At 73.8% G+C, this 16305-nt stretch carries 17 protein-coding genes; 14 read left to right on the top strand and 3 right to left on the bottom strand.

Translation table 11 applies throughout. The annotated features are described in order from the left end of the window. Positions 1–491 precede the first annotated feature (491 nt). From IE206_RS30045 to IE206_RS30035, 3 genes are read left to right on the top strand one after another with little or no spacing between them, the layout of a single operon-like run. On the top strand, positions 492–1898 hold the full coding sequence (locus IE206_RS30045; protein WP_226600149.1) for a ferredoxin-like domain-containing protein: 1407 nt from the start codon (positions 492–494) through the stop codon (positions 1896–1898). Beyond that, positions 1895–2542, top strand: coding sequence for a precorrin-8X methylmutase (locus IE206_RS30040; RefSeq protein ID WP_189967578.1), 648 nt, complete (start codon positions 1895–1897; stop codon positions 2540–2542). Before IE206_RS30045 ends, IE206_RS30040 begins: the two co-directional genes overlap by 4 nt. After that, positions 2539–4044, top strand: a complete 1506-nt coding sequence (locus tag IE206_RS30035; protein WP_189967575.1) for a precorrin-2 C(20)-methyltransferase — start codon at positions 2539–2541, stop codon at positions 4042–4044. Before IE206_RS30040 ends, IE206_RS30035 begins: the two co-directional genes overlap by 4 nt. Here the strand turns inward: IE206_RS30035 and IE206_RS30030 are convergent. Beyond that, complete coding sequence (locus IE206_RS30030) at positions 4029–4775, bottom strand: cobalt-precorrin-6A reductase (protein ID WP_189967573.1); 747 nt, start codon at positions 4773–4775, stop codon at positions 4029–4031. The two genes, IE206_RS30035 and IE206_RS30030, sit on opposite strands and share 16 nt — an antisense overlap. Positions 4776–4838: 63 nt before the next feature. Here IE206_RS30030 and IE206_RS30025 point away from each other — a divergent pair, with 63 nt between their 5' ends. Continuing rightward, the gene (locus IE206_RS30025) at positions 4839–5960 is read left to right on the top strand and encodes a cobalt-precorrin-5B (C(1))-methyltransferase (protein WP_189967572.1); all 1122 of its coding nucleotides are present in this window, start codon (positions 4839–4841) and stop codon (positions 5958–5960) included. Positions 5961–6241: 281 nt separating this feature from the next. Here the strand turns inward: IE206_RS30025 and cobM are convergent, their stop codons facing one another. Next, positions 6242–6985 carry a precorrin-4 C(11)-methyltransferase gene (gene cobM, locus IE206_RS30020; RefSeq protein ID WP_189967569.1) on the bottom strand — a complete coding sequence of 248 codons (744 nt, stop codon included), beginning with the start codon at positions 6983–6985 and terminating at the stop codon, positions 6242–6244. After that, positions 6982–8259: a precorrin-6y C5,15-methyltransferase (decarboxylating) subunit CbiE gene (gene cbiE / locus IE206_RS30015; protein WP_189967566.1), complete on the bottom strand. Its 1278-nt coding sequence runs from the start codon at positions 8257–8259 to the stop codon at positions 6982–6984. The genes cobM and cbiE overlap by 4 nt, the downstream gene beginning before the upstream one ends. 378 nt (positions 8260–8637) lie before the next feature. Between cbiE and IE206_RS30010 the strand changes: the two genes are divergently transcribed. The 10 genes from IE206_RS30010 (at position 8638) to IE206_RS29965 (ending at position 16295) form a co-directional block, all read left to right on the top strand. Continuing rightward, a complete protein-coding gene (locus tag IE206_RS30010) occupies positions 8638–9492 on the top strand; it encodes a lytic polysaccharide monooxygenase auxiliary activity family 9 protein (RefSeq protein WP_189967564.1) in 855 nt (284 codons plus the stop codon). A gap of 250 nt (positions 9493–9742) precedes the next feature. Next, complete coding sequence (locus tag IE206_RS30005) at positions 9743–9991, top strand: LuxR C-terminal-related transcriptional regulator (protein ID WP_189967562.1); 249 nt, start codon at positions 9743–9745, stop codon at positions 9989–9991. Between the two features lie 150 nt (positions 9992–10141). Then, entirely contained in the window at positions 10142–10423 is a 282-nt protein-coding gene (locus IE206_RS30000) for a hypothetical protein (protein ID WP_189967560.1), read from the top strand. Positions 10424–10527: 104 nt separating this feature from the next. Beyond that, on the top strand, positions 10528–11061 hold the full coding sequence (locus IE206_RS29995; RefSeq protein ID WP_189967558.1) for a stage II sporulation protein M: 534 nt from the start codon (positions 10528–10530) through the stop codon (positions 11059–11061). After that, positions 11046–11699 carry a hypothetical protein gene (locus tag IE206_RS29990; RefSeq protein ID WP_189967557.1) on the top strand — a complete coding sequence of 218 codons (654 nt, stop codon included), beginning with the start codon at positions 11046–11048 and terminating at the stop codon, positions 11697–11699. The genes IE206_RS29995 and IE206_RS29990 overlap by 16 nt, the downstream gene beginning before the upstream one ends. Positions 11700–11753: 54 nt before the next feature. After that, positions 11754–12293 (top strand): hypothetical protein, encoded by a 540-nt coding sequence (locus IE206_RS29985; RefSeq protein WP_189967555.1) that lies wholly within the window; start codon positions 11754–11756, stop codon positions 12291–12293. Further along, positions 12283–13971, top strand: coding sequence for a hypothetical protein (locus IE206_RS29980; protein WP_189967553.1), 1689 nt, complete (start codon positions 12283–12285; stop codon positions 13969–13971). The genes IE206_RS29985 and IE206_RS29980 overlap by 11 nt, the downstream gene beginning before the upstream one ends. Next, positions 13968–14600 (top strand): ATP-binding cassette domain-containing protein, encoded by a 633-nt coding sequence (locus IE206_RS29975; protein ID WP_189967551.1) that lies wholly within the window; start codon positions 13968–13970, stop codon positions 14598–14600. Before IE206_RS29980 ends, IE206_RS29975 begins: the two co-directional genes overlap by 4 nt. Beyond that, positions 14597–15547 (top strand): ABC transporter ATP-binding protein, encoded by a 951-nt coding sequence (locus IE206_RS29970; protein ID WP_189967549.1) that lies wholly within the window; start codon positions 14597–14599, stop codon positions 15545–15547. The genes IE206_RS29975 and IE206_RS29970 overlap by 4 nt, the downstream gene beginning before the upstream one ends. Continuing rightward, positions 15540–16295, top strand: coding sequence for an ABC transporter permease (locus tag IE206_RS29965; RefSeq protein WP_189967547.1), 756 nt, complete (start codon positions 15540–15542; stop codon positions 16293–16295). The genes IE206_RS29970 and IE206_RS29965 overlap by 8 nt, the downstream gene beginning before the upstream one ends. Positions 16296–16305: the final 10 nt, after the last annotated feature.

Here is a 16305-nt window from a genome sequence, read left to right as displayed (position 1 = left end):
CCGCGGGAGGTGGGGTTCGGTGCGGGGCGCCTCCGCGGGAGGTGGGGTTCGGTGCGGGCCGTCTGTGGCTGGTCGCGCCCACGCGGCGGAGCCGCACGTGTCACAACCCCGCGCCCCTGGCAGGGTGCGATGCGAGCTCCCCCGGGCCTGCGGCCCGGACCCCGACGCCCGTCCGCCCGTCAACCTGCGGACCGTGCGTGGCTGGTCGCGCAGTTCCCCGCGCCCCTTAAACCCGCTTTTCGACTGCGGGCCGTGCGTGCTGCTCGCGCAGTTCCCCGCGCCCCTGGCGGGATCTGTGCTGACCCACATCGGGCATTTCAGCCCGTCCGGCGTTTGAGGACGAGCGCCCTTGAGGCGCGAACGGGGTCTGGGGCGGAGCCCCAGGAGGACGAGCCGCACACTTCACCACCCCCGGAGGGTCTCGGGAAGGGGCGGGGTGGGGAAGAGCCACCAGGGTGGCCACCGCCTCGCTCGTGGGTATGCTCGCCGCCATGCCGCCCCCCTCCACAACACCCCCCAACCAGGGCAAACCCCGCATCGCGGACCCCTTGGGAGCTGTCGTGCACGGCGCCCCGGCGACGGCCCGGGATGCCGCCGGGGCCCCCGCCCGCCCCGCCCCCGTCGTACGGGACCGCGACGACGCCTGCCCCGGCGCCCTCCGCCTGCACACCGCAGACGACGGCAGGCTGGCCCGGCTCCGGCTCCCCGGCGGGATTTTGACGAACCGTCAGGTCGACGCGCTGGCCGCCGCAGCCGAGCGGTACGGCGACGGCCACCTCGGCATCACCTCCCGCGGCAACGCCGAGTTGCGCGGCATCGGCGACACCTGCGGCACGGGCCTCGCCGAACTGCTGCGCCACACCGCCCTGTTGCCCTCCGAGCGGCACGAGCGGATCCGCAACATCGTCGCTTCGCCGCTGGCCGGCCTCGACGGCCGGGGCCACGGCACCCTGCACCCCTGGCTGCGCGAACTGGACGCTCTCCTGTGCGCCCAGGACTGGACGCCCGCACTCTCGGGCCGCTTCCTGTTCGCCCTGGACGACGGCCGCGGCGACGTCGCCGGCCTCGGCGCCGATGTGACCTTGCTCGCACAGGCGGAGGGCAGAGCGGTCGTACGGGTCGGGGCAAGCACCGTCGGGGTGGCCGCGGCCGACGCCCCCCGCGCGGCGCTGGAAGCCGCCCGCGCCTTCCTCGCCACCGCGGCCGCCGCGGGCACCGGCGCCTGGCGCGTACGCGAACTCCCCCCGGGCCACGAGGTCGCCCTCGCACGCACCCTGGCCGACGCGGGCATCCCGGCCGAGCCCGCCCCCGTACCGGACGCGCACGCGACCGCCCCGGCACCCGGCACCGCGGCCGCCCCCGACGGAACGTACGCCGTGATCGTGGCCCCCGTACTCGGCCGCGTGACCAGCACCCAGCTACGGGCGCTCGCCGGCCCCGGCGGCGAGGTCAGGATCACCCCGTGGCGCGGATTCGTCCTCCCCGGGTTCGACGAGCGCGCGGCCCGCGAGAAGCTGCGCCGGCTCCACGACGCCGGGTTCACCACCACCCCCGACGCCCCGTGGGCCGGGGTCGGCGCGTGCACCGGCCGCCCCGGCTGCGCCAAGGCGCTGGCCGACGTACGCCGGGACGCCCTGCCGGGGCCGGGCGTGCTGCCGGTCTACTGGTCGGGCTGCGAACGCCGCTGCGGCCACCCGCACGGCGACTGGGTGGACGTGACGGCCACCCCCGACGGCCACTACACGGTGGCGGTACGGGGTGCCGGGGAACGCCAAGTACCGCTGGGGGACGGCGAGTTGGCGATTGCCGTGGCTGCGGCACGGGGCACGGCGGCACCAGAGACGGCCCGCACGCAGGCGACGGGAACCGGAACGGGAACAGGGACAACGACGAGATGAGCGAGCGCACAGTGACAGTGTTCGACTACGAGAAGGACGGCGCGGAGATCTACCGCCAGTCCTTCGCCACGATCCGCGCCGAGGCGGACCTCACCGGCCTGCCCGCCGACGTGAGCCAGGTCGCGGTCCGCATGATCCACGCCTGCGGCATGACGGACCTGACCCGCGACCTCGGCTGGACGCCCGGCGTCGTGGCCCGGGCTCGCGAGGCGCTGCGCGCGGGCGCGCCGATCCTGTGCGACGCGCGGATGGTGGCCAGCGGGGTGACCCGCAAGCGGCTGCCCGCCGACAACGAGGTCCTGTGCACGCTGGCCGACCCGTCGGTGCCCGAGCTCGCCGCGAAGATGGGCACGACGCGCAGCGCCGCCGCCCTGGAACTGTGGCGCGACCGCCTCGACGGCGCGGTGGTGGCCGTCGGCAACGCGCCCACCGCCCTGTTCCGGCTGCTCGAAATGATCGAGGAGGGCGCGCCGCGGCCGGCCGCCGTCATCGGCGTACCGGTCGGCTTCATAGGCGCCGCCGAGTCCAAGGACGCGCTCGCCGCGCACCCCTCGGGCCTGGAACACCTGGTGGTACGGGGCCGGCGCGGCGGCAGCGCGATCGCCGCGGCCGCACTCAACGCGATCGCGAGCGAGACGGAATGAACGAGAAGAACAACAACCCGGGGCGTCTTTACGGGGTCGGGCTCGGGCCCGGTGACCCCTCCCTCATGACCGTACGCGCGGTGGAAGCCATCGCCGAGGCGGACGTGGTGGCGTACCACTCGGCGCGGCACGGCCGGTCCATAGCGCGCTCGATCGCGGCGAAGCACATCCGAGCCGACCACATCGAGGAGAAGCTGGTCTATCCGCTCACCGTGGAGACCACCGACCACCCCGGCGGCTACCGGGGCGCCCTGAACGACTTCTACGAGGAGGCCTCGGCCCGGCTCGCCGAGCACCTCGACGCGGGCCGCACGGTCGCCGTGCTCGCCGAGGGCGACCCGCTCTTCTACGGCTCGTACCAGCACATGCACAAGCGGCTCGCGCACCGCTACCCGACCGAGGTGATCCCCGGGGTGACCTCGGTGAGCGCCGCGGCCGCCCGGCTCGGGGAGCCGCTGGTGGAGGCCGAGGAGGTGCTGACGATCCTGCCCGGCACGCTGCCGGAGGAGGAGCTCACCGCGCGCCTGGCCGCGACGGACTCGGCGGTGGTGATGAAGCTGGGCCGTACGTTCACCAAGGTGCGCCGGGCGCTGGAGCGTTCGGGCCGTCTGGACGAGGCCCGGTATGTGGAGCGCGCCACGATGGAAGGCGAGCGCACGGGCCAACTCGCGGACATCGACGCCGAGTCGGTGCCCTACTTCTCCGTCGCGGTGCTCCCCAGCCGCATCGACGCCACCGTGCCGGAGCGCGAGCGCGGCGAGGTCGTGGTCGTCGGCACCGGTCCGGCGGGCCCGCTGTGGCTGACCCCCGAGACGCGGGGCGCGCTCGCCGCCGCCGACGACGTGGTCGGCTACACGACGTACGTGGACCGGGTGCCGGAGCGCCCCGGCCAGCGGCGGCACGGCTCGGACAACAAGGTGGAGTCGGAGCGCGCCGAGTTCGCACTCCAACTGGCCGTGCGGGGAAGGCGAGTCGCGGTCGTCTCGGGTGGTGACCCGGGCATCTTCGCGATGGCCACCGCCGTCCTCGAGGTGGCCTCGCAGCCGGAGTACGCGGACGTCCCCGTGCGGGTCCTGCCGGGAGTGACCGCGGCCAACGCGGCCGCCGCCCGCGCGGGCGCCCCGCTCGGCCACGACTACGCGACGATCTCGCTGTCCGACCGGCTCAAGCCCTGGGAGGTCATCGCGGAGCGCCTGCACGCGGCGGCCTCCGCCGATCTCGTCCTCGCGCTCTACAACCCCGGCTCCGCCAGCCGCACCTGGCAGGTCGCCAAGGCCCGCGAGCTGCTCCTGGAGCACCGGACGCCGGACACCCCGGTCGTGGTCGCCCGGGACGTGGGCGGCCCCGCCGAGCGGGTCCGCATCGTGCGCCTGGCCGACCTGGAGCCGGCCGAGGTCGACATGCGGACGATCCTGCTGATCGGCTCCTCGCAGACCCGGACCGTACGGCGCGGGGACGGCGAGGAGATCGTCTGGACCCCGCGCCGCTACCCGGAGAACTGACGGACCCAGGCGGCCGCCTCCTCCGGGGTGGCCGCCAGGGCGACCCCGTCCGGCACGGGAGGCCGCCGCACGACGACGACGGGGATCCCCGCCTCGCGGGCGGCGGTGAGCTTGGGCGAGGTGGCGGCGCCCCCGCTGTCCTTGGTGACGAGCACGTCGATGGCAGCGCGCCGCAACACCTCCCGCTCCCCTTCGAGCGTGAAGGGCCCGCGGTCGAGCAGCACTTCCATCCGTACCGGACAGGGCGGCTCGGGCGCGTCCACCGACCTCATCAGGAACCACAGCTCATCGAGATGGGCGAAGGCGGCGAGGCCCATGCGTCCGGTGGTGAGGAAGACGCGGCGGCCGAGGGCGGGGAGCAGGGCAGCGGCCTCGTCCAGGGAGTCCGCCGGGTGCCAGCGGTCGCCTTCGCCGGGGACCCAGCCGGGCCGGCGCAGCGCGAGCAGGGGAACATGGGCTGCGGCCGCGGCGGCCGCCGCGTTGAAACTGATGGTCCGGGCGAAGGGGTGGGTGGCGTCGATGAGCGCGTCCACCTCGTGCGTACGCAGCCACTGCGTGAGCCCGTCGACACCGCCGAATCCGCCGACGCGGACCTCCCCGTCCGGCATCCGGGGCGCGGCGACCCGCCCCGCGAGCGAACTGGTCACGCGCAGCCCGGCGACCTCGGCGCCGTGCAGCAGCCCCGCCAGCCGACGGGCCTCGCCCGTACCCCCCAGAATCAAGACGTGCACAGGATCGGATTCCGTTCGTGAGTGAGGCCGAGGGCGTGAGCAGGGCGGGCAGGACCGTGGGCGATGAGTGAGGCGAAGGGCGGACGCGGTGCCCAACTCAAGCACACCGGGCTGCGCCCCGGCTGGACGACCGGTGCCTGCGCGACGGCGGCGACGACGGCCGCGTACACCGCGCTGCTGACCGGCGAGTTCCCCGACCCGGTGACGATCACGCTGCCGCGCGGCCAGACCCCGGCGTTCGCGCTGGCCGCGGAGGAACTGGCGGCCGGCCACGCGATGGCGGCGGTGGTGAAAGACGCGGGCGACGACCCGGACGTGACGCACGGCGCCCTGATCCGCTCGACGGTACGGCTGCTTCCGCCGGGCTCCGGAGTGGTGTTCCGGGCGGGCGAGGGGGTGGGCACGATCACCCTGCCGGGCCTGCCGCTGCCGGTGGGCGAACCGGCGATCAACCCGGTCCCGCGCGAGATGATGCGAGACCATGTGGCGCTGGTGGCGGGCCGGCACGGCGCGACGGGCGACGTCGAGGTGACCATCTCCGTGGACCACGGAGAGGAGATCGCCCGCTCGACGTGGAACCCGCGCCTGGGCATCCTGGGCGGCCTGTCGATCCTGGGCACGACGGGCATCGTCGTCCCGTACTCCTGCTCGGCGTGGATCGACTCGATCCGGCGGGGCGTGGACGTGGCGAGGGCGGCGGGCCGTACCCATGTGGCGGGGTGCACGGGCTCGACGTCGGAGAAGACGGTGGTGACGGAGTACGGCCTGCCCGAGGACGCGCTCCTGGACATGGGGGACTTCGCGGGCGCGGTCCTGAAGTACGTACGCCGCCATCCGGTGGACCGCCTGACGATCTGCGGCGGCTTCGCCAAACTCTCGAAACTGGCGGCGGGCCACCTGGACCTGCACTCGGCCCGCTCCCAAGTGAACAAGCAGTTCCTGGCGGACCTGGCGCGCGAGGGCGGCGCGGCGGAGTCGTTGGCGGCGGAGGTGGAGCAGGCCAACACCGGCCTGGCGGCCCTGCAGCTGTGCACGGCGGCAGGGGTCCCGCTGGGCGACCTGGTGGCGTCCCGGGCGCGGGACGAGGCGCTGGGGGTGCTGCGGGGGGCGCCGGTGGTGGTGGATGTGATCTGCATCGACCGCGCGGGAACGGTGGTGGGCCGAAGCGACCCGGCCGGGCCGTGACGCCCCGCGAGACGGGAGGTGCTGGGGCTCCCGCCCCGGACCCCGTTCGCGCCTCAAGGGCGCCGCCCTCAAACTCCCCCAAGGCCTCAAGGGCCAGGGGGGACCCCCATGACGGGCTGAAGATGTCGGTGCTGGGACAGCGTCAACCCTGCTAGGGGCGCGGGGAACTGCGCGAGCAACCACGCACGGCCCGCGGCCAACCAAACAAGCCCCTCCGGCGTTTGAGGAGCGGGGGCCGGGGGGGCAGAGCCCCCGGCAACCCCCGGCCGGAGGGCGGCCCCTCAGCAGCGGTGCCGGTCCGCCGAATACAGGTGGCTGTCCCTGAACCCTGACGCCCCCAGCACGCGCCCCACCAGAATCACAGCGGTGCGCACAACCCCCGCCTCCTTCACCTGCCCCGCGATGTCGGCCAGCGTCCCGCGCAGAACGAGCTCCTCGGGCCGCGAGGCAAAGGCGACCACCGCCGCAGGACAGTCCGCCCCGTAATGCGGCAGCAACTCCTCGACGACCCGGTCGACATACCCCGTGGCCAGGTGCAGAACAAGCAGCGCGCCGCTGCGCCCCAGCGTCGCGAGGTCCTCCCCCTCCGGCATGGCCGTGGCCCGCTGGGCGATGCGGGTCAGGATGACGGTCTGGCCGACCGTGGGCACGGTGAGCTCCCGCTTGAGGGCAGCCGCGGCGGCGGCGAACGCGGGCACCCCCGGCACGACCTCGTAGGGGACCCCGGCCGCGTCGAGCCGCCGCATCTGCTCGGCGACGGCGCTGAACACGGACGGGTCCCCGGAGTGCAGCCGGGCCACGTCCTGCCCGGCCTCGTGGGCGCGTACCAACTCCCCGACGATCTCGTCCAGGTTGAGCTGCGCGGTGTCCACGAGGCGGGCCCCCTCGGGGCACTCCGCGAGGAGTTCGCGCGGGACGAGGCTGCCCGCGTACAGGCAGACTTGGCAGGAGGCGAGCGTACGGGCGCCGCGCACCGTGATCAGGTCGGCGGCGCCGGGCCCCGCGCCGATGAAGTACACGGTCATGTGGCTGCTCCTGATGAAAGGTCGAGGTCGAGGTCGATCGGACCGGAGGACTTGGTCACGCACCACTGCGTGACGGGCATGGCCTGCCGCCACCCGGTGAACCCGCCGACCGGAACGGCGTGCGCGACCGCGAGCCGTACGAGTTCGCCGCCGTGCCGCCGGTACCACTCGGCGAGCAGCGCCTCGGACTCCAGGGTGACGGTGTTGGCGACGAGCCGTCCGCCGACGGGAAGCGCGTCCCAGCAGGCTGCGAGGAGCCCGGGTGCGGTGAGCCCGCCGCCGATGAACACGGCGTCTGGGGTGGGGAGTTCGGCCAGCGCGGCCGGGGCGGCGCCGGTGACGACGCGCAGTGCGGGCACGCCGAGCCGGTCGGCGTTGCGGGCGATGCGGTCGGCCCGTACGGGGTCGCGCTCGACCGTGAAGGCCCGGCAGGAGGGGTGCGTACGCATCCACTCGACCGCGATGGAGCCGGAGCCGCCGCCGACGTCCCAGAGGAGTTCGCCGGGCGCGGGCGCGAGCGCGCCGAGGGTGGCGGCGCGGATGTGCCTCTTGGTGAGCTGCCCGTCGTGCTCGTACGCAGCGTCCGGCAGCCCCGGTACGGCACCGAGGCGCAGCGCGTCGGGGCGGCGGAGGCAGTCGACGGCGATGACGTTGAGCGCGTCGCCGGGCGGGAGGTCCCACCCGTCGGCGACCCCCTCGACGCAGCGCTCGTCTTTCGCCCCGAGCCGTTCGAGCACGCGCATCCGGCTGGGCCCGAACGCGCGGTCGCGCAGGAGCGCGGCGACGTCGGCGGGGGTGTCGGCACCGGCGCTGAGCACGAGGAGCCGACGCCCGTCGTGGAGGGCGGCGGCGATCCGGGCGAGCGGCCGCCCGACGACGGTGACGACCTCGGTCTCCTCGACGACCCAGCCGAGGCGGGCGCAGGCGTAGGAGAGGGAGGAGGGGTGCGGCAGAACGCGGGGCGGGGCGCCGAGGACCTCGGTGAGGGTGCGCCCGATGCCGTAGAACATGGGATCACCGCTGGCGAGCACGGCGACGCGGCGCCCGCGGTGCGCTTCGAGGAGTACGGGAACGGCGGCCCGGAGCGGGGTGGGCCAGGCAACTCGTTGTGCGCCGCACGCTTCGGGCAGCAGAGCGAGCTGCCGGGCCCCGCCGATGACGACCTGGGCGGCGCCGAGCGCGTCCCGCGAGGCGGGAGCGAGCCCGTCCCACCCGTCGGCCCCGATCCCGATGACGGTGACGTCGGGGAGGGGGTTGGGGGGGTGGGGGGTCACGGTGGGTACCTCGGTGTGAGCGCGCGGGGGACGGAGCCGCACTCTACTGTCCACCCACCCGGGCCAAACGTCCCGGGCCCGGCTGTCCCGATGCCGCCGCGTGGTTCCGGGGGCGATTGCGGTTCGGCGGGGTGCGGGGTGGAGGTGCGGTTCGGCGAGGTGCGGGGTCCGGGGCGGAGCCCCGAAAGGGGTGCAGGGGACGGCGCGCGACCCCGGGCGACGACCCCCCGCCCTCCCCGGGCGGACAGGTAGCCGCACACCTCTTGCGGCTTGGTCCAGACCAATGCCAGTCTCTCAACTACCGCCACCAGAGGGCGACTTGGCGCGCCCGCGAACCGCCGCAGTCGCCCCGCCTCCCCACGATCAAGGAGCACTCGCATGTCCGCACGGCGTACCGCAGCGTCCCTGGGTGTCCTCGGGGCGACCTCCCTGACGCTCCTCACCCTCACCCCGACGCCCGCCTCCGCGCACGGAGCCATGTTCAACCCGGTCAGCCGGATCGCCGCCTGTTACGCCGAAGGCCCGGAGCACCCGGTGTCGCAGGTGTGCAAGGACCTCGTCGCCGACTCGGGCACCCAGCCGCTGTACGACTGGAACGAGGTGAACATCGCCAACGCCAACGGCCAGTCCCGCCAGCTCATCCCAGACGGCAAGCTGTGCTCGGCGAACCGGGACAAGTACCGGGCGCTCGACTGGGCCCGTACCGACTGGCCGTCCACCGGCGTCGCGGCGGGGCGGTTCGACTTCAAGTTCCGGGTGACGGCGGCGCATTCGGGCACGATGACGGTGTACATCACCAAGCAGGGCTTCGACCCGACCAAGCCGCTGAAGTGGTCCGACCTGGACGACACCCCCGTCGCCACCTACCAGACCTCCAGAACGGCGACCGACGGCTACTACAACTTCACCGGTACGCTGCCGGCCCGCACCGGCCGCCACGTCATCTACAAGGTCTGGCAGCGCGACGACAGCCCGGAGGCGTTCTACAGCTGCTCGGACGTGGTGTACGGCGGCACCGCGAAGGCCGCCGCGGCGCCGTCGGAGCAGAGGATGACCGCGGACGCCCCCCACTCCACCGTGGCCCACCACGGCCACGGCGGCGACCCCACAATTCCGGCGCCGGCCACCCGGGGCCCGTCGGACAACTCCGTAGCCCCCCAAGCCCTGGCCGCGGTATCCACCGCAAGCGCCGCGGCAGGCGGCTTCCTCCTCCTGCGCCGCCGCCGCGGCTGAGCCGGTCAACCCACCCGGACACCCCGCCCGTTGGGCCGTGAAGTTTCCCGAAGGGAAATGTGAGTCAGACCACGCACAGCTCGCAAATTCCGACCGAATAGGTAAACTTCAGGTCAAGTCAGCAAGCCGGACGGCGTAGCGGTGGTCCCGACCAGGACTGGCACGAACAGCGTCGTCCGGCTCTTTCTGTTGCGCCGCCCCCATCGACCCCGGGCAGCGGCGCGGGGAACCGACAGGGGGAGTTGAAGCAATGAGCGTGGCGGAATTCGACACCAGAAAGCTGGACCGGCTGACCTGCCGGGAACGAGAGGTCCTGCGCAACCTCGCCCAGGCCGAGCCGAACCGGGCGCTCGCCCGGCGCCTCGGCATCGCCGAGCGCACGGTCAAGGCCCACATCACGAGCGTCGTACGCAAACTCGACCTCGACTCCAGACTTGAGGCGACCTTGGTGTCCGTCCAGCATCGCGAAGCTCTGACCCAGGATTCCATTGCCTCTTAGGGCAATGCCCTAAGAGGCAATGGAAGAAGTCGATCACGGACGGCAAGATCAAAGGTGCCGCCCGGGACGCCGGAGCGGCGCACGGGACGGTGCGCAGCGCGGCATCCGCGCCCGGATCATCCATAGCCTCCGGGAAGGAATCCCCACCTCATGAACCGTTCGACCATCCGTCGCGTCATGCCCGCGGCCGCCGTCGGCTCGGCCGTCTTCGGCGCCTTCATGGTCGCCGCCGTCGCCGCGCCGTTCTTCCTCAAGAGCTCCTTCAAGATGAGCAACGACGCGGCCTCGGCCGCCTGGCAGTCGATCATGGCGGGCATGGACATCGCCTCCGCGATCGGCCTGGCCTCCGGTGGTCTGGCCATCGGCGGCGCTCTCATGTGGGCGGCCAAGCAGGCCATCAAGCGCGGCGGCCGCAAGGCATTCGTCGCCTGATGTGCATTCATGTGCCGCCGGGATTCGGACCAGTGGAATCCCGGCGGTCACGGGCCACTCAAGGGTTATTCATTCGGTAAAGCAACAACGGGGCGGGAAACGCAATGAGGACGACGGCCGGCCTCCTGCGCCGGCAATGGCCGAGCCTTTTGTGCGGCGCGGTGCTCTGGTTCACGGCGTTCGGCGTCGGCTGGTTCAACGCGCCGACGGACGCGAGCGCGTTGACCCGGGTCCGGCAGGACGGCGACTTGGAGCTCTTCCGGTCGATCCTGCTCAGGAACGTCGGCGTTTCCGGCGCCCTGTTCCTCGGCGTCGTCACGGCCGGTCTGGCCACGGTGCCGGTGGCCCTGGTCACCGGTGCGCTCGCCGGTCACAGCTGGGGCCAGGCGGCCCCGGCCCTCGGCGGCGAGGGGGTTCTCCGGCATCTGCTGCCGCACATGCCGCTGGAGCTGGCGGCTGTGGCGGTCGCCGCCGGCGCGGGTCTGGTGCCGCTGGTGACCTGGGCCCGTTCCGGCCTCGGCCGGCCGATCGGCCGTACCGAGTGGTGGTCCCAGATCGTCGATGCCGCCCGGCTCTGGGCGGTGTCGCTGGCAGGTCTTGTCGTAGCTGCGGGAGTGGAGACATGGGTGAGCACATAGGACGTACGCCGGGAGGTGCCCAACTTCCGGCCTACAACAGCGACTTCGGCGGGGCGGCGGCCATGCTGTCGGACGCGGGCGGGCCGTCGGACCGGCTCCCGACCAGACGCGCCCATGCGCTCGGCATCGCGCTGCTGCTGCTCTGCACCGCCGCCTTCTGCGTACCGCTGTGGGGCGAGATCCGGGCGCGTCTCCAGGTCCGCCTGCCCGACGCGCCGAACGGCGCGGTCGGGATCGGCACGGCCATCGGGTGGAGCACCGCGACCCTGGCCAACCTGGTGACGATCGGCGTGCTCGGCGTGCTCTTCGGGGTGCTCGGCGCGCTGGCCCTGCGGTGGCGCACCCCCGGCCGAGCCACGTTCGACTTCACCGGCGCGCGCCGGACGTTCACCCTCGCCTGGGGCCTGTACGTCCTCGCCAAGCTGGCCGGACAGGGCATCCTTGCCTTCTTCGAAGGTGCCCAACTCGCCGATGCCGTACCGGCGTTGATGCGTCCCGATGCCTGGCTTGCGCTGCTCTTCGGTGCGCTCCTGTGGGCCGCCCGGGCCCTCGCGGGAGCCACCTGGCCACGCGCACTGGCCACGGCGGGCATCCTCACCGTCCTGTACGCCGGGACGCTTGTGCTGCTGCCCTCCTGAGCCCCGAACCCCCGAGAAGAACCGTCCCGACGCACACCGTACGGCCGGAGAACTGTGATCCAGCGTCTTGTCCTCAGCATCCTGGGGAACCGGAAAGTCATCGAACTCGCCCTGCGCTGCTGGGCCGTGATCGCGGACGGCCTGGTACATCCGGCCGTGCGGATCGCGGGCGGGGTCGCGGCGGTGACGTCCGGCGCCTGTGCCCTCGCGTACTTCGCGCGGTTCAGCACCAGCGTGGACGCGACAAGACGGGCGGTGGAGGCCTCGGACGACCTCACCGGGGACCCCGGCAAGGTGATGGACATCCTCCACCTGCTCAGCTTCGTCTGGCTGATCAGCGGCATCGTGCTGGTCGTGATGGGCCTGATGGTGTCCTTCGCCCGGTCCGGGGGCCTGCTGATCGTCGTCGGCGGCGTGGTGTGGTGGGCTCCCCTCGGCTTCCTCGGCCTCAGACTCCCGGGGGCGTCCGGCCTGCACCTGCTCGCGGGGATCTTCGTGGCGCTCGTCATCCCGGCCGCGGTGCTCTGCCCCGCCCAGCGGTACGCCGGTGGGGCCCGGCGGCGCCGGAAGGAGCCCGCGCCGGATGAGGTCTGACTCCACGGGCCCCGCCCGGTGGCCGCACGTGGTCGCCGCGCTGTGCCTTGCCGACACCCGCAGACGCCTGAACCTCATGTCCGGCGAGGGCACCGAGGGCCGTCGGCGGCGGCGCGCGGCCGTCGTCATCCTGTCCGCCGGTACGGCGGCGGTGCTCGGCGCCCTGGTGCTGCTCGGCCGCACCCTGGGCGCGCTGGCCCCGGTCGGCGGCCTCACGCCCGCCGGTCTCGCCTCGCTGACCTGGGCCCCGGCGGTGGCCTGGACGGCGGCCCAACTCCTGGGCGCCGACCTGTCGTCGGCCCGCTCCCTGGTGCGTCCGGCCGACATGAGCGTGCTGCGTACGCTGCCGGTGTCCCGGGGCCAGGTGGTCGCCGCCCGGCTCGTCGTTCCCACGGCCGGGACCGCCCTCGCGCTCCTGGTCGCCCTCGGCGCGGTCGCGCTGCCCTGGCTCGCCGTCACCGGCCACGGCCGCGACCTGCTGCCCGTCCTCGCCGTCAACGCCTGCGGGACCGTCGCTGTGGCCGGGGCCCTGCGCGTCCTGCTGGTCGCCCTGTTCATGGTGCGGGTCGCCCGGGTCGCGCAGCTGCCCCGGGCGCTGCTCGCCGGGGTGGCCGGCTGCTGCGCCGGCCTGTTCGCGGCTCCCTTCGTCCGGACCCTCGGGGCGACTCCGGACGAGGCCGAGGCCACGGTGACCCGCGTGGTCGCGGACGCGCTCGCCTCCGGCCGCCCCGGCCTGTGGACCACCCTGCACACCCCGGCCCGGCTCGGCTGGACCGCCGCGGGCTACCTCGCGGTGGCCGTGCTCGCGGCCGCCATCGCTGCCGTGCGCGTGCGGGCCACCGCCCGGCGCGACGCGGCCAACCCCTCGGCCCCGTACCGGATCCGCCACCGCACCGCCGGGCGCCCGCGCACCGCCCCCCGCGGGCCGACGCCCCTGTCACTCGTCCTGAGGCTGACCCGGCTGCGGCTGCGGCGCGGCGACCCGGCGGTGGTCGGCGGGCTCGCCCGGCTGCAGCGGCTGAGCATCGCCTGCGGGGCGTTCTGCGCGGGGATCGCGGCCGCCCTCGACAGCCCGCTGTGGCAGCTGCCCGCGCCCGCGCTCGCAGGTCTGCTCGTCGCGGCGGCCCTGATGACGACGGGCGAGGTGATCCAGAGCTGCGGCATCGAGGCCGACCGGGACTCCTGGGACCTGCTGCGCCAGTCCCCGCTGCCGTCGGGCGCCTGGCCGGCGGCGAAGGCCGTCGCCTGCGCTCTGGCCGTACTCGCCGTGACGGCGCCGCTCTTCCTCGGGGTGGCCGCACTGGGCGGGGTGAGCGGCGCCGAGTGGGGCGTGGCCGTCCTGCTGCTGCCCGTCGTGGCGCTCGCGACGGGCGGCGCCTCGGTCCTCACCTGGTACGCGGTGCCGCGTACCGAGGGCTTCGACGCGGGGCGGGTCTCGCGGCCCCCGACGGCGGACCTGGTGGAGGGCGTGTTCGCAGCGCTCCTCACGCTGCCCGCGACAGCGGGCCTCGCGCTGGTCGGGTCGCTCACCGACGGCCTCGCGAACAGCCTCCTGGGATGCGCGCTCCTCGGCGCCGTACTGGCGGTGTTCGCGCTCGGTCTGCGCCGCCTGAGCGGCACGGACCTGCCCGGACCACGCCCACCACTCGCCCACCGACCCTCGGGGGAACCTCAGTGATCGCGACATCAGGCCTCTCCGTCCGGCGCGGCGAGACCGAACTCTTCGGCGGCCTCGACCTGCGCATCGAGGCAGGGGAATCGGTCCGTCTCGCGGGACCGAACGGCTGCGGAAAGAGCACCCTCCTCTCCGTGTTCGCCGGCCTGTGCACACCGTCGGCCGGCTCGGTCACCGTCGCGGGCCGCGACCCCGGCGACCGGGCGGTCCGTGCCCTGCGCGGCTTCCTGCAGGAGCCGCCCCCGCTGTACGAACACCTCACCACGGGCGAGCAGTTGGCGCTGGTGGCCCGGTTGTGGGGTGTCCGCAGGAAGGCGCTGCTCGATCGCGCCGGGGCACTGGGGCTCGCGGACCGCCGGGACGTACTCGTCGGGGAGCTCTCCCTCGGCCAGCGCAAGAAGCTCGGTTACGTCTGTGCCACCGCGCACGCGCCCCAACTCCTTCTCCTGGACGAGCCGTTCAACGCGCTCGACCAGGCCGCCGCCGCCTCGGTCACCGACGACCTGCGGCGACGGGGCCGGGAGGGGCTGACCACCGTCCTGGTGTCCCACCTGGACGTCGGCGAGCCCCTGCTCATCGACCGGACCATCGACCTCGGCGCCCTCGCCCCCACCACTGGAGACGGCGAATGATCGACGTACAGCGCCTGGTGAAGACCTACGCGGGCCGACGCATCCTGGACGACCTCTCCTTCCACGTCTCTCCGGGCCGGGTGACCGCGTTCCTCGGGCCCAATGGGGCGGGCAAGTCGACCACCCTGCGCATGATCATGGGTCTGGGGCGGCCCGACTCCGGGACCGCGACCGTCCTCGGCGTCCCCTACCGCGAACTCCCCGCGCCCTTGCGGTCCGTGGGCGCCCTGCTCGACGCCTCGGCCGTCCACCCCGCCCGCAGCCCGCGCGCCCACCTCGGCTGGCTCGCCCGCACCCATCGCATCGCACCGGCGCGGGTGGACGAGGTGCTCGAACTGGTCGGGCTGACCACCGCCGCGCGCAGACCGGTACGCGGGTTCTCGCTCGGCATGCGGCAGCGGCTCGGCATCGCCGCCGCCCTGCTCGGCGACCCGGAACTGCTGATCCTGGACGAGCCGGTGAACGGCCTCGACCCGGAGGGCATTCGCTGGTTCCGCACGCTGATGCGCGCCCTCGCCGACGAGGGCCGCACCGTGCTCGTCTCCAGCCATCTGATGAACGAGATGGCCCTGGTCGCCGACCACGTCCTGGTCATCGGTCAGGGCCGGGTGCTCAGCGACGGCCCCCTCGGCGACCTCCTGCGCGGCGGAACCCCGGCGGTCAGACTGCGATCCGGCCAACTCCCCGCCATGGCCGTAGCGTTGAGAAACGCCGGAGCAGAGCTGACCCACGACAACAGCCCGAACGGGCTGGTCCTCGTGACCGGCCTCTCCGCACGCCGGATCGGCGACCTCGCCGCGCAGCAGGGCTGCGCGATCCATGAACTCACCCCAGTGGAGCCGGAGTTGGCGGACATCTATCTACGGCTGACCGACGAGGCCGCCGAGTACCGGGCGGGCACGCCCTTCACCGGCGGGCGCCGGAGCGAGGTGGCCGGCCGTGCGTGACGCGCTCGCCGCCGAGTGGATCAAACTGCGCTCGCTGCGTTCCACCCCGGCACTGCTGCTCACCGGGCTCCTCGTGACCGTACTGACCGGCTTGCTGCTCTGCCTGCTGATCGGACCCGAGTTCCGGCGCGCGGCACCGGCCGACCGTACGGGCTTCGACCCCATCGGGCTCTCCTACTCCGGAATGCAGCTCGGCCAGCTCGCCCTCGTGGTCCTGGCCGTCCTGTCGGTGGGGTCGGAGTTCGGCACCAGCATGATCCGCACCTCGCTCGCCGCGGTGCCCGGCCGGGCCCGGTTCCTGACGGCCAAACTCACCCTGCTCGCGGCCACCGGTCTCGCCTGGGGCCTGCTGACCGGCAGCGCGGCCCTGCTCTGCGGCACCCGGGCCCTGGGCGCGGCGCCGTCCGAACTCCCGCTCGCAGACGTGCTGCGTACGACGCTGGGGGCCGGTCTCTACGGCGCGCTCATCTCCGGCTGCGCGGGGGCGGTCACCTTCATGGTGCGGCGGTCGATCGCCGCGCTCGGCATTCTGCTGCCGCTGCTGTTCCTCGTGTCCAGCCTGCTCGGCGCCTCGTCGCGACTCGCCGCCTTCGCCCGCCTGCTGCCGGACCGGGCCGGGCTGCGGCTGATGCAGGTCCATCAGGAACCCGGCGACCTGACACCCGCGGGTGGCGGCGCGGTCCTGCTGCTGTGGACGCTGGTGGCCGCGTTCGTGGCGTACGCGCTGTTCTCGCGGCGCGAGGTCTGAGCCACCACCG

Origin of the sequence: Streptomyces violascens (assembly GCF_014649955.1) — a bacterium.
In the GTDB taxonomy this organism is placed as follows: Bacteria; Actinomycetota; Actinomycetes; order Streptomycetales; family Streptomycetaceae; genus Streptomyces; species Streptomyces violascens.
This window is presented reverse-complemented; position numbering and strand designations above follow the sequence as displayed.

What these genes read in the sequence shown, in the direction of transcription:
- IE206_RS30045 (WP_226600149.1), top strand. Translation starts at nt 492, where the DNA reads ATGCCGCCCCCCTCCACAACACCCCCCAACCAGGGCAAACCCCGCATC.
- IE206_RS30040 (WP_189967578.1), top strand. Translation starts at nt 1,895, where the DNA reads ATGAGCGAGCGCACAGTGACAGTGTTCGACTACGAGAAGGACGGCGCG.
- IE206_RS30035 (WP_189967575.1), top strand. Translation starts at nt 2,539, where the DNA reads ATGAACGAGAAGAACAACAACCCGGGGCGTCTTTACGGGGTCGGGCTC.
- IE206_RS30025 (WP_189967572.1), top strand. Translation starts at nt 4,839, where the DNA reads ATGAGTGAGGCGAAGGGCGGACGCGGTGCCCAACTCAAGCACACCGGG.
- cobM (WP_189967569.1), bottom strand. Translation starts at nt 6,985, where the DNA reads ATGACCGTGTACTTCATCGGCGCGGGGCCCGGCGCCGCCGACCTGATC.
- IE206_RS30010 (WP_189967564.1), top strand. Translation starts at nt 8,638, where the DNA reads ATGTCCGCACGGCGTACCGCAGCGTCCCTGGGTGTCCTCGGGGCGACC.
- IE206_RS30005 (WP_189967562.1), top strand. Translation starts at nt 9,743, where the DNA reads ATGAGCGTGGCGGAATTCGACACCAGAAAGCTGGACCGGCTGACCTGC.
- IE206_RS30000 (WP_189967560.1), top strand. Translation starts at nt 10,142, where the DNA reads ATGAACCGTTCGACCATCCGTCGCGTCATGCCCGCGGCCGCCGTCGGC.
- IE206_RS29995 (WP_189967558.1), top strand. Translation starts at nt 10,528, where the DNA reads ATGAGGACGACGGCCGGCCTCCTGCGCCGGCAATGGCCGAGCCTTTTG.
- IE206_RS29990 (WP_189967557.1), top strand. Translation starts at nt 11,046, where the DNA reads ATGGGTGAGCACATAGGACGTACGCCGGGAGGTGCCCAACTTCCGGCC.
- IE206_RS29980 (WP_189967553.1), top strand. Translation starts at nt 12,283, where the DNA reads ATGAGGTCTGACTCCACGGGCCCCGCCCGGTGGCCGCACGTGGTCGCC.
- IE206_RS29970 (WP_189967549.1), top strand. Translation starts at nt 14,597, where the DNA reads ATGATCGACGTACAGCGCCTGGTGAAGACCTACGCGGGCCGACGCATC.